This is a genomic window from Candidatus Binatia bacterium, assembly GCA_036563615.1.
Taxonomy (GTDB): domain Bacteria; phylum Desulfobacterota; class Binatia; order UBA12015; family UBA12015; genus DATCMB01.
In genome coordinates this window covers 26816-45703 of record DATCMB010000005.1, presented here as the reverse complement: position 1 = coordinate 45703, position 18888 = coordinate 26816, and the positions used below count along the sequence as shown (strand labels likewise).

At 69.9% G+C, this 18888-nt stretch carries 13 protein-coding genes; 11 read left to right on the top strand and 2 right to left on the bottom strand.

Annotated features, from left to right (window positions below; all coding sequences use genetic code 11):
* Positions 1 to 14: 14 nt before the first annotated feature.
* From nuoK to VIS07_02830, 5 genes are read left to right on the top strand one after another with little or no spacing between them, the layout of a single operon-like run.
* Positions 15 to 320 carry an NADH-quinone oxidoreductase subunit NuoK gene (nuoK, locus tag VIS07_02850; protein ID HEY8514432.1) on the top strand — a complete coding sequence of 102 codons (306 nt, stop codon included), beginning with the start codon at positions 15 to 17 and terminating at the stop codon, positions 318 to 320.
* A gap of 7 nt (positions 321 to 327) precedes the next feature.
* Positions 328 to 2295: an NADH-quinone oxidoreductase subunit L gene (gene nuoL / locus VIS07_02845; GenBank protein HEY8514431.1), complete on the top strand. Its 1968-nt coding sequence runs from the start codon at positions 328 to 330 to the stop codon at positions 2293 to 2295.
* Positions 2296 to 2311: 16 nt separating this feature from the next.
* Complete coding sequence (locus VIS07_02840) at positions 2312 to 3946, top strand: NADH-quinone oxidoreductase subunit M (protein ID HEY8514430.1); 1635 nt, start codon at positions 2312 to 2314, stop codon at positions 3944 to 3946.
* Entirely contained in the window at positions 3943 to 5394 is a 1452-nt protein-coding gene (locus tag VIS07_02835; GenBank protein ID HEY8514429.1) for an NADH-quinone oxidoreductase subunit N, read from the top strand. The genes VIS07_02840 and VIS07_02835 overlap by 4 nt, the downstream gene beginning before the upstream one ends.
* A gap of 40 nt (positions 5395 to 5434) precedes the next feature.
* Positions 5435 to 7564 (top strand): diguanylate cyclase, encoded by a 2130-nt coding sequence (locus tag VIS07_02830; GenBank protein ID HEY8514428.1) that lies wholly within the window; start codon positions 5435 to 5437, stop codon positions 7562 to 7564.
* Between the two features lie 40 nt (positions 7565 to 7604).
* Here the strand turns inward: VIS07_02830 and VIS07_02825 are convergent, their stop codons facing one another.
* Both VIS07_02825 and VIS07_02820 read right to left on the bottom strand, forming a co-directional pair.
* Complete coding sequence (locus VIS07_02825; GenBank protein ID HEY8514427.1) at positions 7605 to 8966, bottom strand: radical SAM protein; 1362 nt, start codon at positions 8964 to 8966, stop codon at positions 7605 to 7607.
* A gap of 89 nt (positions 8967 to 9055) precedes the next feature.
* Positions 9056 to 9676 carry a TetR/AcrR family transcriptional regulator gene (locus tag VIS07_02820; protein ID HEY8514426.1) on the bottom strand — a complete coding sequence of 207 codons (621 nt, stop codon included), beginning with the start codon at positions 9674 to 9676 and terminating at the stop codon, positions 9056 to 9058.
* A 151-nt stretch (positions 9677 to 9827) separates the two neighbouring features.
* On the opposite strand from VIS07_02820, the gene VIS07_02815 reads away from it, so the two are divergent.
* The 6 genes from VIS07_02815 to VIS07_02790 all read left to right on the top strand — a co-directional run bounded on the left by VIS07_02815 (position 9828) and on the right by VIS07_02790 (position 18886).
* A complete protein-coding gene (locus VIS07_02815; GenBank protein HEY8514425.1) occupies positions 9828 to 10946 on the top strand; it encodes an LLM class flavin-dependent oxidoreductase in 1119 nt (372 codons plus the stop codon).
* Positions 10947 to 11028: 82 nt separating this feature from the next.
* Positions 11029 to 12501 carry an aldehyde dehydrogenase family protein gene (locus VIS07_02810; GenBank protein ID HEY8514424.1) on the top strand — a complete coding sequence of 491 codons (1473 nt, stop codon included), beginning with the start codon at positions 11029 to 11031 and terminating at the stop codon, positions 12499 to 12501.
* A 26-nt stretch (positions 12502 to 12527) separates the two neighbouring features.
* Positions 12528 to 13601 (top strand): Zn-dependent alcohol dehydrogenase, encoded by a 1074-nt coding sequence (locus VIS07_02805; GenBank protein ID HEY8514423.1) that lies wholly within the window; start codon positions 12528 to 12530, stop codon positions 13599 to 13601.
* Between the two features lie 16 nt (positions 13602 to 13617).
* On the top strand, positions 13618 to 14676 hold the full coding sequence (locus VIS07_02800; protein HEY8514422.1) for an amidohydrolase family protein: 1059 nt from the start codon (positions 13618 to 13620) through the stop codon (positions 14674 to 14676).
* 515 nt (positions 14677 to 15191) lie between these two features.
* Positions 15192 to 17717 (top strand): ribonuclease R, encoded by a 2526-nt coding sequence (gene rnr, locus VIS07_02795; protein HEY8514421.1) that lies wholly within the window; start codon positions 15192 to 15194, stop codon positions 17715 to 17717.
* A complete protein-coding gene (locus tag VIS07_02790) occupies positions 17714 to 18886 on the top strand; it encodes a transporter (protein ID HEY8514420.1) in 1173 nt (390 codons plus the stop codon). Before rnr ends, VIS07_02790 begins: the two co-directional genes overlap by 4 nt.
* The last annotated feature ends 2 nt before the right edge of the window (positions 18887 to 18888 follow it).

The window sequence follows — 18888 nt, the reverse complement described above, 5'->3', positions numbered from 1 at the left end:
AGGAGGCCGGCGGGATGGGCGTGTCGGTCGAGCACTATCTGATCCTCGCCGCGCTGATCTTCGCGATCGGCTGCGCGGGCGTTCTGCTGCGGCGCAACGTGATCGTCATCCTGATGTCGGTCGAGCTGATGCTGAACGCGGTGAACCTGACGTTCGTCGCGCTCGCGCGGCAGCAGCTCTCGATGGACGGGCAGGTGATCGTCTTCTTCGTCATGACGGTCGCCGCGGCCGAGGTCGCGGTCGGTCTCGCGATCTTCCTCGCGATCTACTCGCAGCGCCGCACCGTCAACGCCGACGAGATCAACCTGCTGCGCTGGTAGGCGAGAGATGCATCCCGCACCCGACACCGCCGCCGTCGTTGCGACCAGCCTCCTGCGCTGGATTCCGCTGTTGCCGCTGATCGGCGTCGCTTGCGGCGTCTTCGCGTCCGTCACCGGACGCCGCAACATCGTCCACGTCACCGGACCGGGCAGCGTGCTGCTCGCGTTCGTCGTCGCCGTGATCACGGTGGCGAAGCTCTGGTCGCTGCCGACCGGCGGCGTGCTGGTCGATCAGGTCTTCACCTGGATCGGCGTCAGCCCGCTGCGCATCGACCTCACGTTCCGCGTCGACGTGCTGACCAGCGTGATGATCCTGATCATCACCGGGATCGGCTTCCTGATCCACCTCTACTCGCTGGGCTACATGCACGACGACCCGGACGAGGCGCGGTTCTTCGCCTACCTGAACCTGTTCACCGCCTCGATGCTGGTGCTCGTCCTCGCCGACACGCTGCCGGTGATGTTCGTCGGCTGGGAGGGCGTGGGCGTCTGCTCGTACCTGCTGATCGGCTTCTGGTACCAGGAGCGTCCGAACGCCGACGCCGGGCAGAAGGCGATGATCGTGAACCGCGTCGGCGACGCCGCGTTCCTGATCGGCATGTTCGTCCTCTTCTGGAGCATGTTCGATCTCGGCACGCCGTCGCTGCGCTTCGAGGACGTGAACCGGCTCGCGCCGGAGCTCGGGCGCGTCGCGCCGTGGGTCGTCACCGCGGTCTGCCTGCTGCTGCTGTTCGGTGCGACCGGCAAGTCGGCGCAGATCCCGCTCTACGTCTGGCTGCCGGACGCGATGGCGGGTCCGACGCCGGTCTCCGCGCTGATCCACGCCGCGACCATGGTGACCGCGGGCGTCTACATGATCGCGCGTCTCTCGCCGCTCTACGTGCAGGCGCCGATCGCGCTCGACGTGGTCGCGACGATCGGCGCGATCACCGCGATGTTCGCGGCCACGATGGCGCTCGTGCAGAACGATCTGAAGAAGATCCTCGCGTACTCGACGGTCTCGCAGATCGGCTACATGGTGCTCGGCGTCGGGGTGGGGGCGTTCTCGGCCGGCATCTTCCACCTCATGACGCACGCCTGCTTCAAGGCGCTGCTCTTCCTCGGCGCCGGTAGCGTGATGCACGCGCTGCACGGCGAGCTCGACGTCCACAAGATGGGTGATCTGAAGAGCAAGCTGCCGATCACGGGCAAGACGTTCCTCGTCGCCTGCCTCGCGATCGCCGGCGTGCCGCCGTTCGCCGCGTTCTTCTCGAAGGACATGATCCTCGAGGCGGCCTTCGCGAGCGGTCACACCGTGCTGTGGTTCATCGGCTTCGCCGCCGCCGGCCTGACCTCGTTCTACATGTTCCGCGCGTACTTCCTCGCCTTCGAGGGCGAGAGCCGCGTCGAGCCCGAGAAGGCGGCGCACGTGCACGAGTCGCCGACGGTGATGACGATCCCGCTGATCGTGCTCGCGGTGCTGTCGACCGTCGCGGGCTGGATCGGGCTACCGCACGGCTTCCTGTGGGGCGACGCGTTCGGTCACTACCTCGAGCCCGCGCTCGCGCCGCCCGACGCGCTCGGCCACCACGAGATCACGACCGGCACGCTGCTCTTCCTGATGGTGATCACGACCGGCGTCGCGGTGCTCGGGATCTGGGTCGCGTACCTCTTCTACCTGCGCTCGCCCGAGCTGCCGGCGCGTCTCGCCGAGCGCGCGCACGGTCTCTACGTCCTCCTGTGGAACAAGTACTGGGTCGACGAGATCTACGACGCGCTGATCGTGCGTCCGTACTTCCGCACCTCGACGTTCTTCTGGAAGGTCGTCGACGCCATGATGATCGACGGGCTGGTCAACGGCAGCGGGCGCGCCGTCGCCGCGACCGCGTCCGTCTGGCGCCGCCTGCAGGACGGCAACGTGCAGCACTACGCGATGGCGATGCTGGTCGGCGCCGTCTTCACCTTCGGCGTCTACTGGTGGCTCGGTACGCGCTGAAGATTTGGAAGCCGTGATGGACCAGCTGCCGCTGCTCTCGCTCGTCGTCGTTACGCCGTTCATCGCGTCGCTGATCATCAGCGCGCTGCCGGCGCAGCCCGTCACCATCCCGCGTCAGGTGGCGTTCTGGCTGTCGCTGATCCCGTTCTTCCTGTCGCTCCTGGTGCTGGCCGCGTTCGATCCGACGGTCGGCACGCTGCAGCTCACCGAGAGCGTCCCGTGGATGCCGAGCCTCGGCATCAACTACTCGGTCGGCGTCGACGGCTTCTCGCTCTGGCTGATCCTGCTGACGACGTTCCTCACGCCGGTCGTCATCCTCGCCGCGTGGACCGACATCCAGCACCGCGTGAAGGAGTTCATGTTCTTCATGCTGCTGCTCGAGAGCGGCATGCTGGGCGCGCTGGTCGCGACGGACCTGTTCCTGTTCTTCATGTTCTGGGAGCTGATGCTCTTCCCGATGGTGTTCGTCATCGGGATCTGGGGCGGTCCGCGCCGGCGCTACGCGGCGATCAAGTTCGTCATCTACACGATGGCGGGCAGCGCGCTGATGCTGGTCGCGATGCTGTATCTGGTCTTGACGCACGCCAAGACCGGCCAGCTCAGCTTCGACATCCTGACGCTCTACGACACGAAGCTCAGCTACACCGAGCAGACCTTCCTGTTCTGGGCGTTCGCGATCGCCTTCATGATCAAGGTGCCCATGGTGCCCTTCCACACCTGGCTGCCGGACGCGCACACCGAGGCGCCGACCGGCGGCTCGGTCGACCTGGCGGGCGTGCTGCTGAAGATGGGCGCCTACGGCTTCCTGCGCTTCGCGCTGCCGATGTTTCCGCTCGCCGCGCAAGACGCGTTCCCGTGGATCATCGGCCTCGCCGTCGTGGGGATCATCTACGGCGCGATGGTGTCGTTGCCGCAGGCCGACATGAAGCGGCTCGTCGCCTACTCGTCGGTGAGCCACCTCGGCTTCGTCATGCTCGGCATCTACGCCTTCAACCGCACCGGCATGACGGGCGGCGTCCTGCAGATGGTCAACCACGGTCTGTCGACGGGCGCGCTCTTCATCCTGATCGGCTTCATCTACGACCGCCGGCACACGCGGCAGATCTCGCAGTACGGCGGCCTGTGGGCGGTCGTGCCGATCTTCTCGAGCCTGTTCCTGATCGTCACGCTGTCGTCGATCGGCCTGCCCGGGCTGAACGGCTTCGTCGGCGAGTTCCTGATCCTGCTCGGCGCGTATCGCGCGCACCCGTGGGCGGCCGCGATCGCGACGCTCGGCGTGGTGCTCGGCGCGGCCTACCTGCTGACGATGTACAAGCGGGTCATCTTCGGCCCGGTGACGCACGAGGAGAACCGCTCGCTGAAGGACCTGTCGGCGCGTGAGATCGCGGCCGTCGCCCCGGTGATCCTGCTGATCTTCTGGATCGGCATCTATCCCAAGCCGTTCCTCGATCGCATCGAGCCGACCGCGGCGGTGCTGTTGCAGCGCCTCGAGCGCGCCGGCGCCGACCGTCACATGGGCGACAAGCAGCGTCCGCTGGCGAGCGTCGAAGACGGCCAGGAGGAGGACGAGGCGCAGCTCGTGCGCGAGGATGACGACGCGCGGCTCGCGCACAACGTCACGCAAGCGACGGCGACGGGGGAGTTGCGGTGATCGAGGTCGTCTTCGGAGCCGACGAGGCGCGCGCGCTCGCGCCCGTCCTGGTCGTGCTGGTGGTGGCGATGGCCGGCCTGCTGGTCGAGGCCTTCGTCGACGACCGTTCGGACGAGCCGTACCGTCCGGTGTGGTTCTCGCTGGCCGGCGTCGTGGGCGGCATCGTCGCGACCGCTCTGCTGTGGAACAACGCGCACACGGCCTTCCACGGCACGTTCGCGCTCGACGGCGTCGCGGCGTTCACCAACGTCGTCTGCCTGCTCGCGGCCGGAGCGAGCATCCTCACCGCGCCCGCGTACCTCGCGACCCTCGGCGTGCGCGCGCGCGAGTTCTACCCGCTCGTGCTGTTCGCGGCGTCGGGCATGATGGTGATGGGCGCGGCGCGCGACCTCATCGTCCTGTTCCTCGGCCTCGAGATCATGTCGATCGCCGCGTACGTGCTGGCCGGCATCCACCGCACGGACCGCGCGTCGGGCGAGGCGGCGCTCAAGTACTTCCTGCTCGGCGCGTTCGCGACGGGCTTCCTGCTCTACGGCATCGCCGTGTTCTACGGCGTCACCGGCTCGACCGCGTACTCGGCGATCGCCGCCGCGCTCCCGAGCGCGAACCGCGTCGTCGTGCTGGGCGGCGTCGCGCTGCTGATCGTCGCGCTCGGCTTCAAGGTGAGCGCGGTGCCGTTCCACTTCTGGGCGCCCGACGTCTACCAGGGCGCGCCGACCACGGTGACCGCGCTGATGGCGGTCGGCATCAAGGCCGCGGCGGTCGCCGGCTTCGCGCGGCTGTTCATCACCGCGTTCTCGTCGCTGCACGCCGACTGGGCGATGGTGCTGTGGTGGCTGTCGGTGCTCACCATGACGGTGGGCAACTTCGTCGCCATCGTCCAGAGCAACGTCAAGCGCATGCTCGCGTACTCGAGCATCGCGCACGCCGGCTACCTGCTCGCCGCGATCGTCGCCGGCACGCCGCGCGGCGGCGGCGCGGTGCTGTTCTACCTGCTCGCGTACGCCTTCATGAACCTCGGCGCGTTCGCCGTGGTGACCGCGCTCGGCGCGAAGGGCGAGCCGAACGAGCAGTTCTCCGACTACGCGGGCCTCGCGCAGCGCCACCCGCTGGTCGCCGCGGCGATGGCGTTGTTCATGCTGTCGCTGACCGGCATCCCGCCGCTCGTCGGCTTCGTCGGCAAGCTCTACTTGATCGAGGCGATCGTCGACGCCGGCTACATCTGGCTCGCGGTGATCATGGTGCTGAACAGCGCCGTGTCGGCGTACTACTACCTGCGCCTGATCATCGAGATGTTCATGCGCGAGCCCGAGAAGGCGGTGACGGTCCAGCCGGCGCCCTTCCTGATCGCCTGCCTGCTGCTCGCGACCGTCGGCACGATCTTCTTCGGTCTGTTCCCCGACGGACCGCTCGACTTCGCCCGCGAGTCGTTCCGGGTGCTCCAGTAGCCGGTTCGGCAAACGCTAAGGTTTCTGCGAAGCAGCGCCGATGACGGGGATGTGGGCGCTCGTGCGCCCGCGCCCCGTCATGTCGCTCACGCGAAGGCTCTTTGCCCTGGTCGCGCTGGCCCTGGCGATCGTCGCCGCGGTCGGGGTGATCTCGCTGCGTAGCAGCGCCGACCTGATCCACAGCGGCCACCAGGTCGCGGACGCACACGAATTCTTGCAGGCGCTCGACGCCCTGCAGAGCGACGTCGCCGACGTCGAGGCCGGGCAGCGTGGCTACGTCATCACCGGCGAGGAGACCTACCTCGAGCCGATGAACGACGCGATCCACCGCGTCGGCCGCGACCTCTCGCGTCTCGACGTGCTGGTCGACGACGAGTGGGTGCGCGAGCACCTCGACGACCTCGAGCTGCTCGTCGAGCAGCTCGTCTCGAGCTCGCGTCAGATCGTCGGGCTGCGGCGCACGCACGGCTTCGAAGCCGCGGCCGAGGCCGTCCGCACCCAGGGCGGCAAGGCCAAGATGGACGCCATCCGCTCGCTGGTCGCCGAGATGCGCACGCGGCAGCAGGCGGTGCTCGCCGTCCGCACGGCGCTCTCCGAGGGCAAGGCGCGGTTTGCGAACGGCGCGGTGATCGGCGGGACGATCGTCAGCGCCCTCTTGATCCTGGCCGTGTTCTTCCTGCTCGCGCGCGAGGCCGGGGCGCACCGCCGCACCCACCACGAGCTGCGCAAGAGCCACGCGCTCGCGGAAGGAATCCTGACGAGCATGGCCGACGCCGTCGTCGTCGCCGACCCGACCGGCAACGTGATCGCGATGAACCCGGCTGCGGAGCGCTTGTTCGGGCGCGCGGCGAGCGGTGCGGCGCGCGCGCTGACGCTGTGCTGCGGCGACGCGCAGACGCCGCTCGCGCCGGAGGAGACGCCGATCGGGCGCGCGGTGCGCGGCGAGTCGGTCGACTCCTTCGAATGCGTCACGCGTGCGGAGGGCCGCTCCGAGCCCGTCTGGCTCAGCATCTCGGCGCGATCGCTCACGTCGGCGAGCGGCGACGCGCTCGGCGCGGTCGCGGTGTGCCGCGACGTCACCGCGGCGAAGCGCGCCGAGCTCGAGCTGCGCGAGACCAACGAGAGCCTGCGCGCGTCGGTCGAGGAGCTCGCGCGGCGCAACGACGAGATCTCGCTGCTCGGCGAGCTGAGCGGTCTGCTGCAGGCGTGCGCCGACGAGTCGGAAGCGGGGAGCATCATCGCGCAGTCGTTCGAGCGTCTGCTGCCGGGCAGCAGCGGCGTGCTCTACCTCTTGAACTCGTCGCGCAACCTGGCGTTCGCCGCCACGCGCTGGGGCGATCCGCCGCCGCCCGAGGAGAGCTTCACGCCCGAGACGTGCTGGGCGCTGCGCCGCGGCCAGTCGCACGTGCTCGAGAGCCACCGCCTCGGGCTCCGCTGCGCGCACGTCGACCCGAGCGTCGGCTCGTACGTCTGCCTGCCGCTCGTCGCCCAGGGCGAGGCGCTCGGCGTGCTGCACGTCCGGCTCGACCTGCCGTCGATCAAGGAGCGCGGCGCCGCCGTGCAGCGCTTGCTGCGCACGCTCGCCGACGAGGTCGGGCTCGCGCTCGCGAACCTCCGCCTGCGCGAGACCCTGCGCAGCCAGTCGATCCGCGACCCGCTCACCAACCTCTTCAACCGCCGCTACATGGAGGAGTCGCTCGACCGCGAGCTGCAGCGCGCCACGCGTCGCAAGGCGCCGCTCGCGCTGCTGATGCTCGACATCGACCACTTCAAGGAGTTCAACGACGCCTTCGGCCACGACGCGGGCGACGCGCTGCTGTGCGAGCTCGGCGCCAGGCTGCAGAATTCGATCCGCGGCGAGGATCTCGCCTGTCGTTACGGCGGCGAGGAGTTCGTCATCATCTTGCCCGAGGCGTCGCTCGCCGACGCGCAGCAGCGCGCCGAGAGCCTGCGCGAGGCGGCGAAGCGCATCGTCGTGCGCCACCAGGAGCGCACGCTGACGCCGGTGACGCTGTCGCTCGGCGTCGCCGTCTTCCCGCAGCACGCCGACTCCGGCAAGGCGCTGCTGCTCGCCGCCGACCGCGCGCTCTACCGCGCGAAGACCGCCGGCCGCGACCGCATCGCGATCGCGTCGGACGACGCGCTCGAGGTCGCGAGCGGCGTGTCGTGAGCGGAGCGCGCCGCGCTCGGCGACGCAGCGCGCGGGGGCGTCAGCTAATCGTCCCCCAGGCTTCCGGGTTGCGCCGCAGGTAGGCGTGGACCTTCAGGTTGGCGACGATCATCGCCAGGCTCTCGAGCAGGTTCTTGCGCGGCGGCGGGACGAAGCGGCGCAGCATGCTGCGCACCGAGTAGAAGCCCGAGTAGACGGCGTTGAAGCCGTCGATCATCTCGCGCGCCGACATGTTCTTCGGCGCGACGTTCGGGCTGCCGTAGTCGTAGCGACCCCAGTCGTCGTTGAGGATGCGCCCGGCGGCCTTCATGTCGGCGTGGAACTTGGTGCCGGGGTAGGGCGCCGGCGTGAACAGCTTGAGGAAGCTGATCTTGTTCTCGTCGAGCCAGCGCAGCGTCGCGGCGAAGGTCTCGGGGGTGTCGCCGTCGAGGCCGACCATGACGAGCGCGATCACCTGGATGCCGCGCGCGCGCAGCTTCGCGATGTCCTCGGCGTAGCGGCTCGGCTTGTTGAAGTTCTTCCCGACCGACGCGAGGCTCTCCTCGTTGAGGCTCTCGAAGCCGATCGACAGCACGCGCGCGCCCGAGCGCGCGACGAGATCGAGCAGCTCCGGGTCGCGCGCGACGTTGATCGTCGCCTGGCTCACCCACTGGATCTTCTTCGGGATGAGCGCGCGGAACATCTCCTTCGCCTTCTCGGGGTTGGCGATGGGATTGTCGTCGAGGAAGAGAAAGCGGCGCGCGCCGATCGCGCGCATGCGATCGACCTCGTCGATGAACTCGTCGAGCGGGCGCGTGCGGTAGGTGCGCGCGTAGTACGTCTGCACCGCGCAGTACTCGCAGGGGTGCGGGCAGCCGCGCGAGAACTGGATCGGCCAGAAGAAGTACATCCGGTAGAGCCAGCTCTTGCGGAACGCTTCGGGCTTGAGCAGCGGCAGCGACCAGTAGTCGATCTGCGGGAGCCCGCGCAGGTCGTGCCAGCGGTCGGCGCGGTAGATGCCGGCGCTGCGTCCGCTCTCGAGGTCGTCGAGGACGCGCTCCCAGACGTACTCCGCCTCGCCTGCGACCACGGCGTCGGCGTGGCGCAGCGAGTCCTCGGCGGTGAGCGTCACCCAGGTGCCGCCGAGCACGACCTTCTTGCCGCGCTCGCGGAAGTGGTCGGCGAGCTCGTAGGCGCGGCGGATCTGAGGGCCCATCGCCGTCAAGCCGACGACGTCGGCCTCGCGCTCGACCCGCGCAATGTCGAGGTCGTGCATCAGCTCGTCGGTGAACGTCACCTGGTGCCGCGACGGCGTGAGCGCCTTCAGGTACGGCAGCGTGATGCCGCTCGTCCAGTAGCGCGTCGTCTTCGCCAGGCTTCCGTCGGGCAGGTAGTGCGTCGGCGAGATCAGATGGATCCGCATGGGGTGGAAGGAGCGATGATGGCGAGCCCCCAGCGAACTGTCAACGCGGTCGAGACCGCGATCGTTCGGTCCGTGCCGACGCCCTGCGCTCAGCGCAGGAAGGTCTTGCGCACGACGCGCAGCAGGCGGTCGCGCAGCTCCTCGCGCGAGTCCTTCATGCCGTTCGCGACCCAGTGCGCGAGGTGGATCTGGTCGATGCCGCTGAACAGCACGGCGAGGTAGGCCGGGTCCTCGTCGATGAAGACGCCCGACGCGACGCCGCGCGCGAAGATCTGCGCCTGCAGGCCGTGGATCGTGTCGGCGAGCGCGGCGCGCGTTCCGGGGTAGGTCATGCGCAGCGCCCAGGCCGCGCCGGTGCGCAGGTTCATGCGCAGGAAATCGGTGTGCGTGTAGAAGTAGTCGATGTACGCCGTCGCCAGCGCCTCGAGCGCGTCGAGCGGCTCGCGGTCCTGTGCGACGATGTCCTGCACGAGCGCGAACAGCTCGTTGCCGCGCTTCTCGATGATCGACGCGTAGATGTGCTCCTTGCTCGGAAAGAGCGCGTAGATCGAGCCCATCGAGAGTTCGGCGAGGCGCGAGATGTCCTGCACCTTCGCCGACTCGAAGTCCTGCTCGGCGAAGACCTTCTCGCCGGCCGCGAGGATGTGCTCGCGGTAGACCGACTCGCGCGCCGCGCGCGCCGCCGCGCGCGGGCTCGCGGCGCGCGCCACCGCCGCGCCCGAGCGCGCGTCGCGTGGCGGGGTGCGTCTCGTCGTCCGAGAAGCCATTCGAATCGACGAAATCTTAGCATAGCGAAATTGATTGACAAGTCGATTTTCCGAATGGTAATTCGGAAATCACCAGCCGAGGGAGGGTCGAGCCATGGAGTTCGGAATCTTTTCCCAGATGCACGTGCCGCCCGGCGAGGACGAGCACACGCGGTTCATCCGCGAGGTCGACGTCGCGCTGGCGGTCGAGGCGGCGGGCTTCAAGTACGACTGGGCGCCCGAGCACCACTTCCTCGAGCACTACTCGCACCAGCCCGCGCCGGAGGTCTTCCTGAGCTTCGTCGCGGCGCGTGCCCCGCGGCTGCACGTCGGGCACGCGATCGTCAACATCACCGCACCCGTCAATCACCCGGCGCGCGTCGCCGAGCGCATCGCGACGCTCGACCACCTGACCGAGGGCCGCGTCGAGTTCGGCACCGGACGCGGCTCGTCGTCGGCGGAGTGGGGCGGATTCGACATCCCCTCGGCGGACGCGACCAAGGACCTCTGGCGCGAGTCGATCGAGCAGATCCCGCGCATGTGGCGCGACGTGCCCTACGCCTACGAGGGCAAGTCGTTCCGCATGCCGCAGCGCAACGTGCTGCCGAAGCCGTTCTCGAAGCCGAACCCGCCGATCTGGCTCGCGTGCTCGAGCCCGTCGACCTTCACGCTCGCGGGCGAGCTCGGCCTCGGCGCGCTGTGCTTCGTCAACGGCACCATCGAGGACGTGAAGCCGCTGATCGCGGCCTACAAGGAGGCCATCGCCAAGTGCCGCAACCCGATCGGCGGCTTCGTCAATGACAACATTGCCGTGACGAGCCAGATGTTCTGCCTCGAGGACGGCGACGAGGCGCGCTACCTGTTCAGCAAGGCGAAGACCGGCCAGTTCCTCGAGTTCTTCTTCAAGTGGCTCGACTCGGTGCCGCGTCCCGCCGGGTTGCCGAAGACCGGGCCGGTGAAGGTCCCGGAGCCGACGCCCGAGCAGCTCGCGCAGCGCACCCGCGCCGGCGGCTACATGATCGGCTCGCCGGACGAGATCGCGGCCTCGATCCAGCAGTACGAGGAGATCGGCGTCGACCAGCTCATCTACGCGCCGCTCACCATGGTCATGGACCAGAAGCACGTGCTGCGCTCGATCGAGACCTTCGGCAAGCACGTGCTGCCGCGCTTCGACCGCGATCCCGTGCATCGCACGACGCGCCTGCGCGAGGCGGCGCTGGCGCAGGCGGCGTGACGCGCTTGCTTCCTCGGCCGGGCGAGGGCGATAAGCCAGACGACGTCGGGCGCACGGCGCGCCCGCAGGGTGGGATCGTCTGGTGAGCAACCCTCCGGTTTACGATCGGGTGCTGATCGGCGGCGAGTGGGTCCGCGCCGCGAACGGCACCTACGAGATCATCAACCCGGCGACCGAGGAGGTCGCGGGATACGCCCCCGAGTGCTCGCTCGAGCAGGTGCGCGAGGCCGCGCGCGCGGCGCGCGCGGCGTTCGACCGCGGGCCCTGGCCGCGCATGAGCGGCGCCGAGCGCGGCAAGCTGCTCGCCGAGGCGGCGGCGAGGTTCCGCGCCGCGGTGCCGGATCTGGTCGAGCTGACGATCGCCGAGACCGGCGCGCTGAAGCCGATCGCCGAGCGCCTGCAGGTCGCGGAAGTCGTGACGCGCCTCGAGAAGTACGCCGAGCTCGCGCGCGAGCCCGACCTGCAGCCGATGCCGCCGCTCGAGCGTCCGGGCGTCGCCGGCAGCTCGGCGACGCTCGCGAGCGGGATCGTCGTGCGCGAGCCGGTCGGCGTCGTCGCCTGCATCAGCCCGTTCAACTTCCCGCTCACCAACTGCGCCGGCAAGATCGGACCGGCGCTCGCGTGCGGCAACACGGTGGTGATCAAGCCGCCGCCGCTCGACCCGATGGGCGTCGCCGAGCTCGCGCGCATCGTCGGCGAGGTGCTGCCGCCCGGCGTGGTGAACTTCGTCTGCGGCTCCGGACCGGAGATCGGCGAGGCGCTGACCGTCGCGCCCGAGGTCGACATGATCTCGTTCACCGGCAGCTCGCTCGTCGGACGCAAGATCGAGGAAGCGGCGGGACGCACGCTCAAGCGCACGCTGATGGAGCTCGGCGGCAAGTCGGCGAACATCGTCTTCGCCGACGCCGACCTCGAGCGGGCGCTCGGCACCGCGATGAGCGTCTGGACCTTCCACTCGGGTCAGATCTGCATCGCGCCGACGCGGCTCTTGGTCGAGGACTCGATCTACGACCAGTTCACCGCGCGCATGGCGGCGGCGGCACCCAGGCTCAAGATCGGCGACCCGCACGAGCCGGGCGTCGTGGTCGGTCCGCTCGTCTCGCGCGGGCAGCGCGAGCGCGTCGAGCGCTACGTGAAGATCGGCATCGAGGAGGGCGCGAAGCTCGCGTGCGGCGGCAAGCGTCCCGAGACGCCGAGCCGCGGCTTCTACTACGAGCCGACGCTCTTCACCGAGGCGACCAACGACATGACGATCGCGCGCGAGGAGATCTTCGGCCCGGTGATCACCGCGATCCGCTTCAAGACCGAGGAGGAGGCGATCGCGATCGCCAACGACTCGGACTTCGGCCTCTACGGCTACGTCTGGACGCGCGACACCGCGCGCGGGCTGCGCGTCGCGCGCGCGATGCGCACCGGAACCGTGCAGATCAACGGCGCGCCGCCGAATCCCGACGCGCCGTTCGGCGGCTACAAGATGAGCGGCATCGGCCGCGACGGCGGACGCTTCGCGCTCGCAACCTACAGCGAGCTCAAGTACGTCGGCTGGGCGAGCTGACGGAGCAGGGGAGGCAGCGTCGAGACATGCTGGCAGCGGTGTTCCACGAGGTCGGGGCCCCGGTCTCGGTCGAGGAGGTCGAGGTCCGCGATCCGCAGGAAGGCGAGGTGCGCGTCGCGATCGAGGCGGCGGGGCTCTGCCACTCCGACGTGAGCGCGATCAACGGCACCTTCCCGACGCCGCGGCCGACGGTCATGGGCCACGAGGGCGCGGGCTACGTCGAGGCGCTCGGGCCCGGCGTGCGGACGCTCAAGGAAGGCGACCCGGTCGTGCTGTCGACGCTCGCGCACTGCGGCCACTGCCCGGAGTGCGACGTCGGCCGTCCGACGCTGTGCCACAACGCGCCGCGACCCGGCACGCCGTTCACCGTGCGCGGCAAGCCGGCGTATCAATTCGCCAACACCTCGACGTTCGCGCAGCGCACGGTCGTCAAGGTGTCGAGCGCGATCCCGATGCCGAAGGAGATGCCGATGGCGCAGGCCGCGCTGATCGGCTGCGGCATCATGACCGGCGTCGGCGCGGTGCTGAACCGGGCGAAGGTCGAGGCCGGACGCTCGATGGCGGTGTTCGGCGCGGGCGGCATCGGCCTCAACATCATCCAGGGCGGGATCCTCGCCGGCGCGGGGCGCATCATCGCGGTCGACCTGATGCCGGCGAAGCTCGAGTGGGCGCGGCGCTTCGGCGCGACCGACGTGATCGACGCGCGCGAGACCGATCCGGTGCAGGCGGTGAAGGACCTGACGCGCGGCCGCGGCGTCGACTACGCGTTCGAGGCGGTCGGCAGCCTGAGCGCGATCGAGCAGGCATTTTCTTCGCTTGCTCCGGGCGGCACGCTGACCGTCGTCGGCGTGCCGAAGCTCGACGCGCGCGCCGACTTCCTGGTCAACGCGCTGCGCCTCGACCGCGCGATCCTCGGCTGTCGCTACGGCACGGCGCGTCCGCAGCACGACTTCCCGATGCTGGCGGAGCTCTATCTCAGCGGGCGGCTCAAGATCGACGAGCTGATCACGCGCCAGTACGCGTTGCGCGACGTCAATCGCGCGATCGCGGACCTCGAGCGCGGCGACCTCGCCCGCGGCGTCTTCGACATGAAGGAATAGGAAGGGAGAAACCCACATGGGCAAGTATGGGTTCCACGTCATCGACGCCGACGGTCACGGCGGCGAGTTCGCCAACTGGCAGGACGCGATCCCCGAGAAGTTCAAGCCGCGCCTCGCGGAGTACCGCGAGAAGATCAAGCAGCACTACTCGCGGCTGCCGCTGCCCGGCGGCGGTCAGGCGCGCAAGGGCGACAAGTTCTCGATCCGCCCGGGGATGAACGATCCCAAGCTGCGGCTCGAGGACATGGACCTCGAGGGCATCGACGTCACCGTCACCTTCCCCGGCGGCGCGGGCGAGGAGTGGGCGATGCTCGACCCCGAGTTCTCGCTCGCGCTCTGCCAGGCGCTGAACAACTCCAAGGCGGCGTTCTGCAAGGAGGGCAAGGGACGCGTCTTCGCGCTCGCCAAGCTGCCGATGATCGATCCGGAGCTCGCGGCGAAGGAGCTACGCCGCGCGGTCACCGAGCTCGGCCTGGTCGGCATGGTGTGCACGCAGCACGTGCGCGAGAAGAACCTCGACCACCCGTCGTTCGACGTCGTGTGGGCCGAGGCGGAGCGCCTCGGCGTGCCGGTGTGCATCCACGGCGGCGGTCAGGCGCCGGACCAGTACCCGGTGTGCGTCGATCGCTTCAACACGCGCCTCGAGGTGCACGCCATCACGCACCCGGTCGGCAACATGATCGCGCTCGACTCGTTCTGCGTCGGCGGCATCATCCACCGCTTCCCGAAGCTGCGCGTCGCGTTCATGGAGTCGGGCTGCGGCTGGCTGCCGTTCTGGCTGTGGCGCCTCGACGAGCACTACGAGAAGATGCCCGAGCAGGCGCCGAACATCGATCGCAAGCCGAGCGAGTACTTCTACTCGAACTGCTGGATCTCGTGCGATCCCGACGAGCAGATGATCCCCGAGGTCGTGAAGCTCTGCGGCGACGACCGGATCATCTACGCGTCCGACTACTACCACTGGGACTGCGCGTTCCCGGACACGGTCAAGCTGATCGCCGAGCGCAACGACCTCTCCGAGAAGACGAAGAAGAAGATCCTCGGCGACAACGCGGCGAAGCTCTACAACCTCTGATGGCCGCACGGAGCGGACGCGATCGGGCGTGCGCTCCACGTGCTCGACGACGACGGGCCCGACCGATCGCGCTGACGCGGTCGGCGGGCCCGTTGTCGTTTCGGCGAGTCACGTTGTTCGGACGACCCGGCGCGGCGACGACGGAAGCCCTCCTGCTGCCGTCACCCCACGCCCGATCGATCCTTTGAATCGCGTCGGCGCGGGCGCCCGCGCGCCCGCCGACGTCCCCCATCACCACCACCCATCCACGATCACCAGCGCCGCCGACCTTCGTCCAGCCCATCCCCACGAGCACCCCTCGGCCCCGTGCGACGCTGCGTGATGGCTCGAGCAAGGAGCACCTCGCATGCCAGCGCGCTCCCCCGCGAAACCCGCATCTTCGTTGACCCGGCGAGCTGCGTGCCCCGCGGATCGCGTCAAGCTCATGACAGGGGCGACGCCCGTGCGTCACCCCGATGGCGCCGAGAGCGTCCCGGCTCTCGCCCCCGCCCCCCGGACTCGATAGACGGAGCGGGATGACGGCTGAGGACGAGCGGCTCCTGGAAGAGCTGGTGGCGGCGCTCGAGAGCGCAGCGCCGCGCCCGCTGTCGGTCAACGACCTGGCACGACGGCTCGAGCTCGAGCGCTACGACCGTCGTGGCCTCGTGCGCCTGCTCGAGGGCGAGGTCGAGCGCGGACGCCTGCGGCGCGTCGGCAAGACGCGCTACCAGTTCCTGCGCCCGATCGACGTGCAGCGCGTCGCCCGACGTACGGACGGCGCGGCGCGCGACGCGCGCAGCCGTCGTCAAAGCGCGCTGCGGCTGCGCCACCACGCGAAGGTCGAGGGCCGCTACAGCCGGACGCGCAGCGGCTACGGCTTCGTCGCCGTCCTCGGCGAGGAAGGACGCGACTACCCGAGCGACATCTTCATCCCGGCCGGCGACGAGGGCGAGGCGATGCACGGCGACGTCGTCGAGGCGCGCATCGTGCGCCGGACGCGGGGCGGGCCGCGCGGCGGCGACCGCGTCGTCGGCGAGATCGTGCGCGTCGTGCGGCGCGCGGCGCAGCTCGTGGTCGGCGAGCTGCGCCGGAGCCGGATGCCGCGTCTGCCCGGAACCGGCGGACGCAGATCGCTGCCATGGGTGCTGCTGCCCGACAGCGACGTGCTGCCGGTGTTCGCCGTCGAGGGCGGGATCGAGCCGAGCTCGCAGGACGAGGGCCGCCTCGCGGTCGGCCGCGTGGTGCGCGGACCGGCGCCGCCGCGTCCGCCCGTGGTGTCGCTCGAGCGCATCCTCGGCGACGCCAACGACCCCGAGGTGCAGTTCCTCACCATCGCGCTCGAGCACGGGCTGCGCATCGAGTTCCCGCCCGAGGTCGCGGCAGAGGCCGAGCGCCTGCCGCTCGATCCGGCGGAGTCGGACTTCGCGGGCCGCGAGGACCTGCGCGCGCTGCCGTTCGTCACGATCGACGGCGAGACCGCGCGCGACTTCGACGACGCCGTCTGCCTCGAGCCGCGTCCGAACGGCGGGCAGCGGCTGTGGGTCGCGATCGCCGACGTCTCGCACTACGTGCGCCCGGGCTCGGCGCTCGATGGCGAGGCGATCCTGCGCGGCACCAGCGTCTACTTCCCCGACCGCGCGATCCCGATGCTGCCCGAGCGGCTCTCGAACGAGCTCTGCTCGCTGAAGCCCGACCGCGACCGCCTCGTCATGGCGGTGGCGATCGACTACGACCGCCACGGCGAGCGTCAGGGCACGCACTTCACGCGCGGCGTGATCCGCAGCCGCGCGCGGCTCACCTACACGCAGGTCGCGGCGGTGCTGTCGTCCGCCGACACGCCGCAGATCGACGCCTGGCGCGCGGAGCTCGCGCCGCTGCTCGATCAGCTCCGTCGCATGCACGAGCTCATGCGCCGCCTTTACGCGCGCCGCATGGCCGCGGGCTCGCTCGACCTCGACCTGCCCGAGGCGCTGGTCGACCTCTCCGAGGAAGGGCGCACGATCGGGCTGCGGCTCTCGCAGCGCAACGACGCGCACCGCATGATCGAGGAGTTCATGCTCGAGGCGAACCAGGCGGTGGCGCGCCACCTCGAGGAGCGCGGCGTGCCGCTGCCGTACCGCATCCACGAGCCGCCGCGGCCGGACGACATCGACGCGCTGAACGACTTCCTCGCCGCCTTCGGCATGCACGTCGACTACGAGCAGACGGTCGAGCCGCCCGACGTGCAGCGCGTCCTGCGCGACATCGCCGCGCATCCGCTCACCACCGTGCTCTCGCGCCAGGTGCTGCGCTCGCTGACCCAGGCGCGCTACAGCACGGAGAACGTCGGCCACTTCGGGCTCGCGTTCCGCTGCTACTGCCACTTCACGTCGCCGATCCGCCGCTACCCGGACCTGCTCGTGCACCGCCAGCTCGGGCTCGTGCTCGACGGACGCGTCGACGTGGCGCGCGCGCAGGGCGCGGCGCTCGAGCCGCTCGCCGACTCGAGCTCGCAGCGCGAGCGCGAGGCGGTCGACGCGGAGCGCGCGATGCTCGACCTCAAGAAGGCCGAGTTCATGCTCGGCCACCTGCTCGAGCCCGAGCCCGCGGTGGTGGTCGGCGTCGCGCCGTTCGGCATCTTCGTCGAGCTCGAGGCCTATCCCGTCGAGGGTCTGATCCGCGCCGAGGATCTGCCCGAGCGCCTGGTGTTCGACGAGCGCGCGCAGATGCTGGTCGCGCGCCGCAGCGGCGAGCGCTTCCGGCTCGGCGACCGGCTGATGGTCGAGGCGACCGACGTGTCGCTCAAGCGCCGTCAGGTGACCTTCGCGCTCGTCGAGCGCTTGACGCGCGCGGAGGAGCCGCCGAGAAAGGAGCGCCCCGAGGCGCGCAACGAAGCCCGACGCGACGAGCGTCGCGCGCGCAAGGCGGCGCGGCGCGGCGAGCAGCGGGGCGCGCGTCCGGCGAAGGCGAAGCAGCACGCGAAGGCGCGGCAGAGCCCGAAGCAGAAGCAGAAGGCGAGACAGAAGCAGAAGGCGAAGAAGGGGAAGGGAATGAAGCAGAAGGGCAGCAGGAGGACGCGGTGAGCTTCGCCGGCAAGGCGGCGATCGTCGGCGTCGCCGAGACCGACTACGTGCGCGGCGCCGACAAGCTGCCGGTCGAGCTCATGCTCGACGCGGCGCGCGCGGCGGTCGCCGACGCGGGGCTCACCATGGCCGACGTCGACGGCCTCATCCCGCCGCCCGGCTTCACGACCACGGAGGAGCTCGCGGCGAACCTCGGCATCGAGGATCTGCGCTACGCGGTCACCGTGCACATGGGCGGCGCGAGTCCGACCGCGGCGCTGCAGAGCGCGGCGATGGCGGTCGCGAGCGGCGTGGCGCGCAACGTCCTCGTCGTCGTCGGCTGGAACGGCTACTCCGCGTTCCGTCCGAAGCCCGGGGCGCGCCAGCCGAAGATCGGCTTTGCGCCGAGCGCGCTCGCCGAGATCATCATGGACTACTACATGCCGTACGGCGCGATGCTGCCGGTGCAGATGTACGCCTGGATCTGCATGCGGCACAAGCAGCTCTACGGCACGCGCGACGAGGACACCGGCGCGATCGCGCTCGCCTGCCGCAAGCACGCGCAGCTCAACGACAAGGCGCTGATGCGCGGCAAGCCGCTGACCATGGAGCAGTACTTGACGGCGCGCTACGTCTCGGAGCCGTTCCGGCTCTACGACTGCTCGCTCGAGACCGACTGCGCGAACGCGATCGTCGTCACCAGCCTCGAGCGCGCGCGCGACCTGCGTCATCGCCCGGTCGTGATCCTCGGCGGCGCCGAGGGCCATCCATACCCCGCCGACGACATCCCGAGCCGTCCGGACATGTTCCGCATCGGCTTGAGCTTCGCCGCGCCGAAGGCCTTCGCGATGGCCGGCATCCGCCCGCACGACGTCGACTTCCTGCAGATCTACGACTGCTTCACCTACGTCGTGCTGCTGCAGCTCGAGGCGCTCGGCCTGTGCGGACGCGGCGAGGCCGGTGCATTCGTGCGCGACGGCAGGATCGAGCTCGGCGGCGAGCTGCCGATGAACACGCACGGCGGCCTGCTCTCGCAGGGCCACATGTGGGGCATGAACCACCTGATCGAGGCGACGCGTCAGCTGCGCGGCGCGGCGGGCGCCGCGCAGGTGAAGGACGCGGAGCTCGGCCTCGTGACCGGCTGGGGCGACTTCGGCGACGGCAGCGTCGTCATCCTGGGGAGGGAGTGATC